The 13,852-nt window shown below is 67.0% G+C and carries 11 protein-coding genes; 5 read left to right on the top strand and 6 right to left on the bottom strand.

All coding sequences use genetic code 11. The annotated features are described in order from the left end of the window. Window positions 1-109: 109 nt before the first annotated feature. Window positions 110-337, top strand: a complete 228-nt coding sequence (locus ACYVN4_RS41945; RefSeq protein WP_460729310.1) for a hypothetical protein — start codon at window positions 110-112, stop codon at window positions 335-337. Here the strand turns inward: ACYVN4_RS41945 and ACYVN4_RS41940 are convergent. Further along, window positions 312-1,592 (bottom strand): M20 metallopeptidase family protein, encoded by a 1,281-nt coding sequence (locus ACYVN4_RS41940; RefSeq protein ID WP_460729308.1) that lies wholly within the window; start codon window positions 1,590-1,592, stop codon window positions 312-314. The genes ACYVN4_RS41945 and ACYVN4_RS41940 overlap by 26 nt on opposite strands. A 119-nt stretch (window positions 1,593-1,711) precedes the next feature. Between ACYVN4_RS41940 and ACYVN4_RS41935 the strand changes: the two genes are divergently transcribed. Then, entirely contained in the window at window positions 1,712-4,285 is a 2,574-nt protein-coding gene (locus ACYVN4_RS41935; RefSeq protein ID WP_460729306.1) for an ATP-dependent Clp protease ATP-binding subunit, read from the top strand. A 6-nt stretch (window positions 4,286-4,291) separates the two neighbouring features. Here the strand turns inward: ACYVN4_RS41935 and ACYVN4_RS41930 are convergent, their stop codons facing one another. After that, window positions 4,292-4,888, bottom strand: a complete 597-nt coding sequence (locus ACYVN4_RS41930; RefSeq protein ID WP_460729304.1) for a YbhB/YbcL family Raf kinase inhibitor-like protein — start codon at window positions 4,886-4,888, stop codon at window positions 4,292-4,294. 153 nt (window positions 4,889-5,041) lie between these two features. Between ACYVN4_RS41930 and ACYVN4_RS41925 the strand changes: the two genes are divergently transcribed. Beyond that, complete coding sequence (locus tag ACYVN4_RS41925; protein WP_379358131.1) at window positions 5,042-5,545, top strand: PaaI family thioesterase; 504 nt, start codon at window positions 5,042-5,044, stop codon at window positions 5,543-5,545. 1 nt (window position 5,546) lies between these two features. Here ACYVN4_RS41925 and ACYVN4_RS41920 read toward each other — a convergent pair whose 3' ends face one another. The 4 genes from ACYVN4_RS41920 to glpK (ACYVN4_RS41905) form a co-directional block, all read right to left on the bottom strand. Continuing rightward, on the bottom strand, window positions 5,547-6,971 hold the full coding sequence (locus tag ACYVN4_RS41920) for a WGR domain-containing protein (RefSeq protein ID WP_460729302.1): 1,425 nt from the start codon (window positions 6,969-6,971) through the stop codon (window positions 5,547-5,549). A 101-nt stretch (window positions 6,972-7,072) separates the two neighbouring features. Next, entirely contained in the window at window positions 7,073-7,903 is an 831-nt protein-coding gene (locus ACYVN4_RS41915) for an MIP/aquaporin family protein (protein WP_460729300.1), read from the bottom strand. Window positions 7,904-8,156: 253 nt separating this feature from the next. Then, entirely contained in the window at window positions 8,157-9,833 is a 1,677-nt protein-coding gene (gene glpD, locus ACYVN4_RS41910; RefSeq protein WP_379358125.1) for a glycerol-3-phosphate dehydrogenase, read from the bottom strand. Window positions 9,834-9,876: 43 nt separating this feature from the next. Next, complete coding sequence (glpK, locus tag ACYVN4_RS41905; protein ID WP_460729298.1) at window positions 9,877-11,415, bottom strand: glycerol kinase GlpK; 1,539 nt, start codon at window positions 11,413-11,415, stop codon at window positions 9,877-9,879. A gap of 151 nt (window positions 11,416-11,566) precedes the next feature. On the opposite strand from glpK (ACYVN4_RS41905), the gene ACYVN4_RS41900 reads away from it, so the two are divergent. Then, window positions 11,567-12,331 carry an IclR family transcriptional regulator gene (locus ACYVN4_RS41900; RefSeq protein ID WP_460729296.1) on the top strand — a complete coding sequence of 255 codons (765 nt, stop codon included), beginning with the start codon at window positions 11,567-11,569 and terminating at the stop codon, window positions 12,329-12,331. After that, window positions 12,328-13,842 carry a glycerol kinase GlpK gene (gene glpK / locus ACYVN4_RS41895; RefSeq protein WP_460729294.1) on the top strand — a complete coding sequence of 505 codons (1,515 nt, stop codon included), beginning with the start codon at window positions 12,328-12,330 and terminating at the stop codon, window positions 13,840-13,842. The genes ACYVN4_RS41900 and glpK (ACYVN4_RS41895) overlap by 4 nt, the downstream gene beginning before the upstream one ends. Window positions 13,843-13,852 lie beyond the last annotated feature (10 nt).

Raw genomic sequence — 13,852 nt, 5'->3', positions numbered from 1 at the left:
CAATGCTAACAGTTCTAACGCGACGCACAACCGGACCGGAAGTGAACCGAAAGAGGCGCAGAGAATACTTCTGGTTGGAAGCAACCCGAGATTTAAGGGGATGGTTGGTGTGGCGAAGCGATTGGATTTCCCCAGGGGAATGGGTGACGCCGGTGTCGAACCCGAGAACTCCGGCATGTACGTCGACCGCGACGGCGATATCTGGGAGAAGGACGAGGGCGGCTGGCGCCTGATGCTGCAGCGCGGCGTGGCCGTGGACCCGAACTCGTTGTGGGACTGGACCGAAGGCCACGTGCGCGACTACGCGCCGTTCACTCCGGTACTAGCGCTCCACTGAGATGGTCGTAGGCCACCTGCGCGTGTAGCCGCACTCCGGTGACCAGGGTGTCGTCGTCGGCGTAGAAGTGCGGATTGTGGTTCATGAACAGTCCCCGCCCGCCCGGCATCGGCGTCGGCATTCCCTCGGGGGTGAGTTGGGCGTCCTGCACGCCGAGCGTCACGTACAACCCGCCGTATTTGTTGACGAACTCGGAGACATCGTCGTAGCCGAGGGTGGCTCCCGTCGCGACTACCCGATCTTCCCCCGCCACGCGGCGGAAGGTGGGTAGGGCCGCGTTCATCCACGCCTGCTCGTTGTGCACCGCGGGCACATCCTGCAGGAATTCGATGGTGGCCGAACAGTTGTAGGCCTGCGCGCTGTTGACCGCGAGGGTCCGTAACCGCTGCTGCACCTGGGTCATATCGCGCTCGACCGCGCAGCGGATCGTGCCCCACAGCGTCACCGTCTGGCCGATGATGTTGAACCGGCCGACGTCTTCGACGTGCCCGATGCTCACGGTCACCGGATCGAAGGCATCGACCTGCCGGTAGATCTGGCCTACCCCGGTGATGATCGCGCCCGCCGCGGGCATCGGATCGATGCCCATCCACGGGGTGGACCCGTGCACCTGCTGCCCGGTGATGGTGATCTTGACCAGGCTCGAGGCCGCGAACTGATTGCCGACCCGATATCCGATGTAGCCCTTGGGATATGGCGTCACATGGAATCCGAAGGCCATGGTCGGTGCCGGGTGATCGAGGGCTCCTTGCGCGAGCATCTCGCTCGCGCCGCCCTTTTCGGCGACCGGCGGCCCTTCCTCGGCGGGCTGGAAGACGAAAAGCACCGTGCCGGATAGTTTTTCGCGGACGCCAGCAAGCACGGTGGCCGCGCCCATCAGCATCGAGGTGTGGCAGTCGTGTCCGCAGGCGTGCGAGACCGGGAACGGCCCGCCCGGATACTTCTGATCCACCACGTGCGAGGCGTACGGCACCCCGCACAGATCCGGCACCGGCAGCGCGTCGATATCGGCGCGCAGCGCGACGACCCGCTCACCCGATTGCCCGCCGCGCAGCACCCCGACGACGCCGTGACCGGCGATCCCGGTGCGAACCTCGTCCAGGCTCAACGACTTCAGATGATCGGTGATCAAGGCCGCGGTGTTCACCTCGCGGTTGGAGAGTTCCGGATGCTGATGCAGATGATGCCGCCACCCGATCACCTGCCGGGCCACGGCCGCCGCGCGGGCATCGAGATCGTCGTAGATTGCGCTCATCGGGACTCCGCTCGATCGAACGAAACAAAGTCATCACGGCCCTTGCCGTCCGGGCCGAGGCTACTACTGTGGAAGCCGAGTTCGCCATCCGTTAGCTGATTCCGAGACGCGAGGTGACCATGACTCAGGGTTGGCCCAGTTCGATGGGGTCCTACGATTCCTTCGACGACATCTTCAGCCGCTTCTTCGGATCCGGAATGTCCCGCCAACCCCCGGTGCAACGCATCGACCTGAATCGTTTGCTGAGCGAAAGCTCCAAGCAGATTGTCGAGGACGCGCGCCAGGCAGCGCACGACTGGGGCAGCGCCGAGATCACCCCCGAGCACCTGCTCTACGCCGCGGCCGCGGTCGAACCGTCCCGGAGCATCATCGCCGAAATCGGCAGGGAGCCCGAGCAACTACGCAAGCAGATGCAGAGCGCCGCGGGCAGCGGTGTCGGCGCGCACGGCGACGACCACGCGCTGGCCCTGAGCCCGGGTGCCAAGCTCGCCCTGCGCAACGCGCAGCGCAGTGCCGCCGAGGCGGGCAGCAGCTACATCGGGCCCGAGCACATCCTGCTCGGCATCGCGGGCGTGCACGAGAGTCCGGCCGCGCAGGCCCTGGCGAGCACGAAGATGCCCGCGGCCGCCACCGCCGCGAAGGAGCCCTCGGACACCCCGACCCTCGACGAGTACGGCCGCGATCTCACCGCCGAAGCCCGCGCGGGCAAGGTGGATCCGGTGGTCGGGCGGGCCGAGGAGATCGAGCAGACGGTCGAAATCCTTTCCCGCCGCCGCAAGAACAACCCGGTGCTGATCGGCGATCCGGGTGTCGGCAAGACCGCCATCGTGGAGGGCTTGGCCCAGCGCATCGTCAATGGCGATGTCCCCGAGACGCTCGCGGATCGCCGTGTCATCGCGCTCGACGTGAGCGCCATGGTCGCGGGCAGCAAGTATCGCGGCGAATTCGAGGAGCGGCTCACCAAGGTGCTCGACGAAGTACGCGAGCACTCCGACGAATTGGTGGTCTTCATCGACGAACTGCACACCATCGTGGGCGCGGGCGGCGGTGGCGACGGGTCGATGGACGCGGGCAACATGCTCAAGCCCGCGCTGGCCCGCGGCGAACTGCACGTCATCGGCGCGACCACCATCGACGAATACCGCCGCTACATCGAGAAGGACGCCGCGCTCGAACGCCGCTTCCAGCCGGTCATGGTGTCCGAGCCGTCGGTGGCCGACACCATCGAGATCCTGCGCGGGCTCGCCGACGTGTACGAGGAGCATCACCAGGTGCGCTACCTGGACGAGGCGCTCATCGCGGCGGCCGAACTCTCCGACCGCTACCTGACCGATCGATTCATGCCGGACAAGGCCATCGATCTGGTGGACCAGGCGGGCGCGCGGGTGCGGCTGCGCGAGCGGACCCCCGATCCGAAGGTCCGGGAGCTGGAAGACAAGCTCGCACACCTGAATCGGGAGAAGGACGCCGCCGTCGCGGGCGAGGACTACGAGAAGGCCACCAAGATCAAGGCCGAGATCGCGAAGACCGAGCGCAAGACCGCCGACGAGGTGGACCGCACCTCGATCCCGACGGTGGAGATGACCGATATCGCCGAGGTGGTGTCGCGGCGCACCGGCATTCCGGTCGCCGACCTGACCACCGAGGAACGCGCGAAACTGCTGAAGCTGGAACAGGATCTGCACCGCCGGGTGATCGGGCAGGACGAGGCCATCGTGGCGGTGGCCGAGGCGGTGCGCCGCGCCCGCGCCGGGCTCGGCGACCCGGGTCGGCCGATCGGCTCATTCCTGTTCCTCGGCCCCACCGGCGTCGGCAAGACCGAACTCGCGAAGGCGTTGGCGCAGGCCGTGTTCGGTGACGAGGACCGGCTCATCCGCTTCGACATGAGCGAGTTCCAGGAGAAGCACACGGTGTCGCGGCTGGTCGGCGCTCCGCCCGGATACGTCGGGTACGACGATGCCGCCCAACTCACCGACAAGGTGCGCCGCCAGCCGTATTCGGTGATCCTGTTCGACGAGGTCGAGAAGGCGCACCCGGACGTGTTCAACGTGCTGCTGCAGCTGCTGGACGACGGCCGGGTCACCGACTCCAAGGGCCGCACCGTCGATTTCAAGAACACCATCGTGATCCTCACCAGCAATATCGGCTCCGATCTCATCCTGAGCGCGAAAGACGGTGAGCTGGAATCGATCACGCCGCAGCTCGAGGAACGCTTGCGCAAGCAGTTCCGCCCCGAGTTCCTCAACCGCCTCGACGAGCAGATCATCTTCCACCGCCTCGACAAGGCGCAACTGCGCACCATCGTCGACCTGGTGCTGGATGGCACCCGCCGCCGCCTGCACGCCCAGGACATCGCCCTCGACGTGTCGGACAAGGCCATGGATTGGCTGGCGGACAACGGATATCAGCCCGAATTCGGCGCCCGCCCGCTGCGTCGCACGGTCCAGAAGCAACTCGACAACGCCCTGTCGCGCAAGCTGCTCGAGGGCTCCCTCGCCCCCGGTGACACGGTCCGCATCGACGCCGACGACAACGGCCTGCAGATCGAGGCCATTCATCACACCGGCGGCAAGAAGACCGACGCCACCATTACCGAGGAATCCATCCTCAGCGTCGGCAAGGGAAAGCCGAATGCCAAGAGCGCCAACGGCAATGGCCACGGCAAGAGCAAGGCGTCCAGCGGCAAACGCTGATTTTGATCACTGCTGGGCGGTCACCGTCATCCGGGCGTAGCCGACGATGCGGTGGTAGAGGGCGAACGCGGCCAAGGCCGGTGGGGTGGTGGCGGGCAGGCCGAGGGTCGGAGTGTCCAAGGCCAGCACCGTGATCCAGTAGTGGTGCAGGCCGTCGCCGGTGGGCGGGCAGGGGCCGAGGTAGCCCGTCATGCCGAGGTCGTTGGTACCGGCGACGGCATTCGGCGCGGCGGTCAGGTCGGTGGCGGTGGCCGGGATATCCCAGGTCAGCCAGTGCCACAGGCCGCTGCCGGTAGGGGCGTCCACGTCGAACATGGTGACCGCGAAGCTCTTCGCCTCGGCGGGTGCACCCGACCACTGCACCTTCGGGGCCTGGTTGCCGCCGGTGCAGCCGTTGGAGTTGGCCCACTGGGCCTGCGGCATGGCCTGCCCGTCCTGCAGATCCGGGCTGGCGACCTCGAACTTCTTGGCAGAATCCGGGATGCCCGATCGAACCGTACGGGCGGCGGGTGTCGTGGTGGAGTGGTCGGAGCCGCAGGCCGTGGTCCCGGCGACGATCAGGATGCCGAAGGTGGCGGCCATGCAGCGTGCGATGCGGTTCATGACTTTCTCTCGGAGTCGATCCGATGTCTGACCCGCGTATTCTTGCACCGCCGCCAGAATGTGGAATCAAATTCTCAATACATGGAACTCGGTCGGTTATTCGAGGTAGTGCCGATACTGGGTACAGAATTGAATCTGGGTTAACTTATCTGTATGGAGAAAGATCGCGCCGTCGCGCCGCTGCCCCTGGGGGACCTGCTCGCCGAGGGCCCTTTCCCGCCGCACCACGCTCACTGCTACGGCTGCGGACCCTCGAACCCGGCCTCACCGAGGATCGCGTTCGAGCGTCGCGGCGATACCGTCCGTGGCACTTTCACCATGGACGAGCGGCATCAGGGTGCGCCCGGGGTCGCACACGGCGGCATTATCGCGGCGGCCCTGGATGAAGCCTCCGGCTCGATCCTGATGCCGCTGCGGCTGTCGGCCGTGACCGTGAAACTCGATGTCACGTTCTCCGCCCCCGCCCGCTTGAACCGTGAATTGGTAGTCACTTCGTTGCTGCGCGCCCGGGAGGGCCGCAAGTTCTTCATCGACAGCACGCTGACCGATGGCGACACCGTGATCGCCACCGGCCAGGCCATATTCGTCGAAGTGGGCCCCGAGCATTTCCACCGCCTGGGCGCGACTCCCGGCGAATTGTCCAGCGTAGGGGCCTGATTCAGCGCAGCTTACGGATGTCGCCGCGCACCCGGTAGAACCCGCCGCGCGCCGACTCGGAGACCGCGTCGACCACGTACCGCACCCCGGCCTCGCGAACCTCGCGGGGGAACTGCACATTCCAGCCGCGCTGATATCCCGGCGACACCACGTGCACGCGCAGGTGCGTACCCTCCTGGACGCATTCCACCACGATGCCGTCCCCGGCATCGGCGGTCACCTCCACGGTGGCGCTGGGGGCCACGGCCGACATCTCGGGGGCCTTGATCGACAAGGTCTCCGGCAGCACGCCCTGCTCGGCATTGCCGATGGCGGGCTGACTGACATCCAGGCAGGCGAGGGTGCCGTTGGTGGTGACCAGGTACAGCTTCTCGTCGTGGTACTGCATCGAGTACGCCGACCCGCATCCGGTGGCCAGCTTCCACAACCGGTTGCCCTCGGCGTCGAAGCAGTACACCGAGGAGTAGTTGTCGCCCGCGAAGACGTAGCGCCCGTCCGGTGAAGTGGCACAGGAGAATACGGCCGCGTCGCACTGGTAAATCCGCTCGGCCTGCCCGTCCTTGGCCACCATGCGCACCTGCCGATGCGCGGTGCCCGCGTAGACCGCGTCGGTTTCCTGCCAGCCGAACAGCACCGAACCGCCGGTGCCGACATGCCATTTCTGGTCGCCGGTGGCCAGGCCGTAGGCGGTGACGCCGTTCGAATGTCCGTGGTACACACCGTCTTTGTCGATGCGCACCATCCAGCCGGAGTTGCCGGTGGAGCGCCGCGTCCACAACGACTCTTCCTCGTGGTCGATGACGGTCAGCCCGCCCTGCCGATCGGCGACGCCCAGGATGCCGTCGTGGATGTCGAGCCAGTAGATGTCGACGTCGGCGGCGATGTCGTAGGCCGCCCGCGGCACCTTCCCGGACAGGTCGTACACGCGGCCGTCGTCGCAGCCTGCGTAGATCCAGAAATCGTCGGCGACAATGCATTTCACGCCATCGGGCAGCTTGAAGTGCCCGGTCACCTCGCCGCTCGGGGTCAGTGTGAAGACGTCCCCGCGCTGGTTGCCGACCAGGCAGCGCTCGGCGTCGGCGAAGATTCCGAACGCGGGCGCACCCGAATCGAAGGTCCACAGCACCGGGGCCTTCTTCGCGGTCGAGCGCTGGCTGACGATGGCCCGCCGCGTGATCGGCCGCTTCCCTCGCGCTCCCATCACCGCGGGCGCGTAGCCTTTGCGGGTCTTCTCGGCGACCTTCTTGGCCGCCGCCGCGCGTGCCTTCTCTTCCGTCGCATACGTACTCGACGACTTCTGCCCGGCGTCCCCGATGCGCCCGTACCGAACCGTCACGGATGTCCCCGCCACGACGATCTCGTAGAACTTGTGTGCCGAACCGCTGTCCTCGGACAGCTCCAGGTAGGTGGTTTCCCCGCCGCTCATGTCTTGCTCCCCGCGTCGAACTTGGATATGACGCGAAAACTAACAAGGCCCACCGACATTCGGCGTTTGCCGATGTCGATGGGCCTCGGGGGGCGAGAGCGCTACATGTACCACTGGGCGACGAGGCCCGCGAGTGCGCCGCCGACGAGCGGACCGAGCACCGGGACCCACGCGTAGGACCAGTCGGCGTTCTTCTCGGTGGAGGAGACCGGATCGCCCGGGTTCTCCTCGATGACGCGCTGGGCCGCGCCACCGGCGGCCACGGTGGCCGGAATGCGCTCCGGCGCAACGCTCGCCGCGCGACGGGTGGGGAGCAGGGCGTAGGCGATGCGCGGCCCGAGGTCGCGGGCCGGGTTGATGGCGTAGCCGGTCGGGCCGCCGAGCGACGCGCCGATGCCGACCACCAGCAGGGCCGCCGCCAGCGGGCCGAGGCCGCTGGGGGTCTTGCCGAAGGCGAGAATCACGAAGACCAGCACGAAGGTGGCGATCACCTCGGTGAGGAAGTTCCACTTGTAGGAGCGGATGGCCGGACCGGTGGAGAACACGCCGAGCTTCTTGCCCTCGTCGGGCTCCTCGTCGAAATGCTTCTTGTAGACCACGTAGGCGGCGCACGCGCCGAGGAACGCACCGACCAGCTGACCCGACAGGTAGGCAACGGTATTGGTGAAATTCACCTCGATACCGGGGGCGTATTCCTTCGCGCCCGAGAACAGATTGCCGATCGTCACCGCCGGATTCAGATGACCGCCGGTCTTGTAGGCGACATAGACGCCGCCGAAAACGCCGAGGCCCCAACCGAACGTGATGAGCAGCCAGCCGCCGTCGAAGCCTTTCGATTTGGCCAGCACCACATTGGCTACCACGCCGGCGCCCAGGAGTATCAGTACCCCGGTGCCCAATGCTTCACTGACAAAAATAGAGCTGAAGCCCATTGATTCGCCTTCCGATCGGCGTCCGATGCCACTCTGAACCGGATTCTCTTATCCACCGTTCAGCAAATATCTAGAAACACGCTAGAGGGTGAGGGATGCCGGACACAAGTCCAACAGGCCGGGAATTTCGTGATTCCGAAAACGCAACGCCGCGCCGGAAATTATTCCGGCGCGGCGCTTTTCGCGACTCGTGATATGGCTCCGACGCCGCGCGGATCGGGTCCGCGCGACGTCGAAACGTTTGTTATGGAGTTCAGGCGGTGGCGATCAGGCGGGCGGTATTGGCCGCCTCGTCGTCGTTCTCCTCATTGGCCGCCAGCTCGGCGTGCACGCGATCGAAGTACCGGTTGATCTCGGTATTGGTGCGCTCGTCGGTCCAGCCCAGGTGCGGGGCAATGAGACGCGCGATCTCCGGGGCCGCCTTCAGGCCGCGGTCGGGCACCTCGATGGAGATGCGGGTGCGGCGGGTCAGCAGGTCGTCCAGGTGCAGCGCGCCCTCGTGGGTGGCGGCGTAGACGGCCTCGGCCCCGATGTAGTCCTCGGCGCCCGGAATCGGTTCGCGCAGTGCGGGAACCGCGGCGATGAGGTCGAAGATCTCCTCCGACAGCGAGCCGTAGCGGCCCAGCAGGTGCTCCACGGTCTCGACCGGCAGCTCGGCCCGCGCGGCCACATCGGCGACGGTGTCGAGCATGTCCTGGTAGCCGACCGCGCCCAGGATGGGCAGGCTCGCGGTCACCGACGGCGCGACATCGCTGCCGAGGCGCTCGGCGGCGGCATCGACCACATCGGCGGCCATCACCCGGTAGGTGGTGTACTTGCCGCCCGCGATGACGAACAGGCCCGGGGCGGGCTCGGCCACCGCGTGCTCGCGCGAGAGCTTGGAGGTCTCCTTGTTCGCGCCGGTCATCAGCGGCCGCAGGCCCGCGTAGGTGCCGACGATGTCGGCGCGCGTAAGCGGTTCACGCAGCAGCGAATTGACGTGATCGAGGATGTACTGCACATCCCCGGCGGTGGCGGTCGGATGGTTCTTGTCCAGCGACCAGTCGGTGTCGGTGGTGCCGATGATCCAGTGCTCGGCCCACGGGATCACGAACAGCACGGACTTCTCGGTCTTCATGGCGATACCGCTGCCCATATCGAGCTTCTCGCGCGGCACCATGATGTGCACGCCCTTGGACATGCGCACGTGGAACGGGAAGTCGACGCCGGTCATCTTGATCATGTCGTCGGTCCACACGCCGGTTGCCGAGATCACGGTCTTGGCCCGGATGCTGTGCTCCAGACCGGTTTCCAGATCCATCACCTTCGCGCCCACGACCTTCTCGCCGTCGCGCAGCAGCCCGGTGACCTTGGTGCGGGTCAGCACGGTCGCGCCGTGCTGGGCGGCGGTGCGGGCGATGGTCATGGTGTGGCGCGCGTCGTCGACCTGCGCGTCGTAGTAGCGGATGGCGCCGGTCATGGCGTCTTCCTTGAGCGCCGGGGCCAATTCCAGTGCCTTGGAACGGCTCAGGTGCCGGTGCATCGGGACCGAGCGCGCGCCGCCCAGGGTGTCGTACAGGGCGATGCCCGCGCCGATGTAGAAGCGCTCGTAGTGCTTCTGCAGCGGGAACAGGAACGAGACCGGGTGCACCAGGTGTGGGGCCAGCTTGTTGAGCAGCAGCCCGCGCTCGCGCAAAGCCTCACGGACCAGGGCGAAGTCGTACTGCTCGAGGTAGCGCAGGCCACCGTGGATGAGCTTGGAGGACCGGCTCGAGGTGCCGGCGGCGAAGTCGCGCGCCTCGACCAGGGTGACGGACAGGCCGCGCGACGCGGCATCCAGGGCCGCGCCCGCTCCGGTCACTCCACCACCGATCACGAGCACGTCGATTTCGGTGTCGCCGAGCGAATCAATCGCCCGGGCGCGGTAGGCGGGATCCAATTGTGCGGACACGAAATACTCCTTGCGATCGGTGTTGTGAGTCGGTGGGGAACAGTCAGCGGTGCTGGTCGTCGTCATCGTCGAGATCGACCCAGTCGAGGGTGCGCGAGACGGCCTTGAGCCAGCGCGCGTAACCCTTCTGTCGCGCCTGTTCGGTCATGGTGGGCTGCCAGTTCTTGTCCTCGTGCCAGTTGGCGACGAGTTCGTCTGTGCTGGACCAGAATCCGACCGCGAGACCGGCGGCGTAGGCCGCGCCGAGCGCGGTGGTCTCCGAGACCACCGGGCGCGAGACCGGGACACCGAGGAAGTCGGCCTGGATCTGCATGGCCAGTTCGTTGGAGGTGACACCGCCGTCGACACGCAGCGTGTCGAGCTTGACGCCGGAATCCTGCTGCATGGCCTCGACCACGTCGCGGGTCTGGTAGCAGATGGATTCCAGGGTGGCCCTGGCGATGTGGGCGTTGTTGCTGAAGCGGGACAGGCCGACGATCGCGCCGCGCGCGTCCGCCCGCCAGTACGGGGCGAACAGGCCGGAGAAGGCGGGCACGAAGTAGACGCCGCCGTTGTCGGGGACCTGAAGAGCAAGGGCCTCAACGCGTTCCGCGCCGGAGATGATGCCGAGCTGGTCGCGCAGCCACTGCACGGCCGACCCGGTGACGGCGATCGAGCCCTCCAGCGCGTACACCGGCTTGTCGTCGCCGAACTGGTAGGCGACGGTGGTCAGCAGGCCGTGCTTGGAGTGCACGATCTCGGTACCGGTATTGAGCATCAGGAAGTTACCGGTGCCGTAGGTGTTCTTGGCCTCGCCCGGCCGGAAGCAGACCTGGCCGACGGTGGCGGCCTGCTGGTCGCCCAGCACGCCGGTGATCTTGACCTTGCCCTTGAGCGGGCCGTCGGGGTAGCTGGTGCCGAAGCCCTCCGGATTCGAGGACGGCGCGATGCGCGGCAGCATGGCCCGCGGCACATCGAACAGGGCGAGCAATTCGTCGTCCCAGTCCAGGGTTTCGAGATCCATGAGCATGGTGCGCGAGGCATTGGTGGGGTCGGTGACGTGCACGCCACCGTGGACGCCGCCGGTGAGATTCCAGATCAACCAGGTGTCGGGGGTGCCGAAGAGGGCATCGCCGTTCTCCGCGTCCGCCCGCACGCCCGGGACATTGTCGAGGATCCACTTGAGCTTGCCGCCGGAGAAGTACGGCGCGGGCGGCAGACCGGCCCGTTCGCGAATCAGATCGCCCTTGCCCGACTTGTCGATCTCGGCGACGATGCGGTCGGTGCGGGTGTCCTGCCAGACGATGGCGTTGTAGTACGGGACTCCGGTGCGGCGGTCCCAGACGATGGTGGTCTCGCGCTGATTGGTGACGCCGACCGCGACCAGATCGGCGGCGGTGAGGCGGGCGCCGGCGAGGGCGCTCTTGATGACGGTGCGGGTGCGCTCCCAGATTTCCGCCGGGTTGTGCTCGACCCAACCGGCCTGGGGAAGAATCTGCTCATGCTCGAGCTGATGGCGGGCAACCACATTGCCGCCGTGATCGAACACCATGAATCGCGTGGAGGTCGTGCCTTGGTCGATGGCTCCGACGTACTGCGTCATCGCGGTCCTTTCCACCAAACTCGTCGTTGAGTCCGTCTGCGCTGGTGGGCCTGGGTTCAGCAAGCCCGACGTCCACGCTACGAAGTGAAAGGGCTCTGGCACAGGCGACGCGTTCGACAATGCCGAACGGTTTGCTGATAGGTTACGGGGCATGCCGGGACCGATTCAGTCGATCGAGCGAGCCGCGGCCATTCTGCGGCTACTCGCGCGTGGGTCCGGGCGCATGGGCGTGGGGGAGATCGCGGCGGCGCTGGGACTGGCCAAGCCGACCGCGCACGGCATTCTGCGGACACTGCAGGGCGTGGGGTTCGTCGATCAGGATCCGGCCAGTGGCAAGTACCAGTTGAGTCCCGCGCTGTCCGATCTCGGGGCCGGGCGGCTGGACGCCAACGAACTGCGCTCGCGGGCCATCAACCGGGCCGACGCGCTGGCCGCGCGCAGCGGGGAATCGGTGCGGATCGCGGCACCCGTGGACGGGGGAGTCGTGGTGATCCACCACGTGTTCCGGCCCGACAACACCGAACAGGAACTGGCCGTCGGCGAGGAACTGCCGCCGCACGCGACCGCCTTGGGCAAGGTGTTGCTGGCCTACGACACGGAGCTGTCCGATGCGCTCGGCGACGGGACGCTGCCCGCGCTCACCCATCGCACCATCACCGATCCGATCATCGTGCGCCGCGCCATCTCCGAGGTGCGGCGCACCGGCTGGGCGGGGGAGATCGGCGAATTCCGTTCCGGCGAGGCCGGAGTCGCCGCGCCGATTCGCTCGCGAGGTGGTTTGGTGGTCGGTGCCATCGGCATCACCGGGCCGATCGATCGGCTCTGCGACGGGCAACTGCATTTCCGGTCCGCGCCGATCGCCCAGGTGCGCGAGGCGGCGGCCGCGGTATCGCGGGATCTCGGAGGATCACAATGACGCAGAAGTATGTGCTGGCCATCGATCAGGGCACCACCTCGACCCGGGCCATCCTGTTCGATCAGCGGGCCCGGCTGACCGGGGTGGCGCAGCGCGAGCACAAGCAGCATTACCCGCGGCCGGGGTGGATGGAACAGGACGCGCTGGAGATCTGGCGCAATGTGGAGCGCATCGTGCCTGCGGCGCTGCGGGATTCGGGGATCACCCTGGAGCAGGTGGCCGCGGTCGGGATCGCGAATCAGCGCGAGACCACGGTGGTGTGGGATCGGCGCACCGGCACGCCGATCGGGCGGGCCATCGTGTGGCAGGACGTGCGCACCGAAGAGCTCGTCGAGCAGATGCGGGAATCGGCTGGCGCGGAACGCATCCGGGAGCTGTGCGGCCTGCCACTGGCCACCTATTTCGCCGCGCCGCGGCTGCGCTGGCTGCTGGATCGCACACCGGGACTGCGGGAGCGGGCCGAGCGCGGCGAGGTGTTGTTCGGGACCATGGAGACCTGGCTCATCTGGAATCTGACCGGGGGAGCCGATCACGGGATCCAGGTCACCGACGTCACCAATGCCGGGCGCACGCTGCTGATGAACCTGTCCACGCTGGAGTGGGACGCGGAACTGTTGCGGTTCTTCGACATTCCGGCCGCCATGCTGCCGCGCATCGAACCCTCCACCGGGGAGTTCGGGACCGCGCGCCGGGTGCTGCCGGGGGTGCGGATCGCGGCGGCACTGGGCGATCAGCACGCGGCGCTGTTCGGGCAGACCTGTTTCGCGCCGGGTGAGACCGAATGCACCTACGGCACAGGCGGATTCCTGCTCATGAACACCGGGCGGGAATTGGTGCGCTCGGAGCACGGGCTGCTCACCACCATCGGGTATCAGGTGGGGTCGGAACCGGTGTACGCGCTGGAGGGGCCGATCGCGGTGACGGGGTCGCTGGTGCAGTGGCTGCGCGACAATATCGGGCTCATCGCGAGTGCGCCAGAGATCGAAACCCTCGCGGGCACAGTCGAAGACAATGGCGGCTGCTATCTCGTGCCGGCCTTCTCCGGGCTGTACGCACCGCACTGGCGCAGTGACGCGCGTGGTCTGCTGATCGGGCTCACCTCGTATATCACCAAGGGGCACATCGCCCGTGCGGTGCTGGAGGCGACGGCCTGGCAGACCCGGGACGTCGTCGAGGCGATGAACGCCGACTCCGGGTTGCAGGCCGGGGCGCTGCGGGTGGCGGGCGGCATGACGTCGGACAACCTGCTCATGCAGATCGTCGCCGATGTCCTCGATATCCCGGTGATGCGGCCCATCGTGGCCGAGACGGTGTCGTTGGGGGCGGCCTACGCGGCGGGCTTGGCGGTCGGCTATTGGCCGGATCTCGAGGGCCTGCGCCACAATTGGCGTGTCGCCGCGCAGTGGGTGCCGCGGATGGATCCGACATTGCGTGCCGAAGAGTACGAGAACTGGACCCGGGCGGTGCAGCTTACCTACGGTTGGCTGCGGCCCCGCAAGCCATTGACATAAATTGACAGGT

Source organism: Nocardia heshunensis (assembly GCF_054782115.1).
This window is presented reverse-complemented; position numbering and strand designations above follow the sequence as displayed.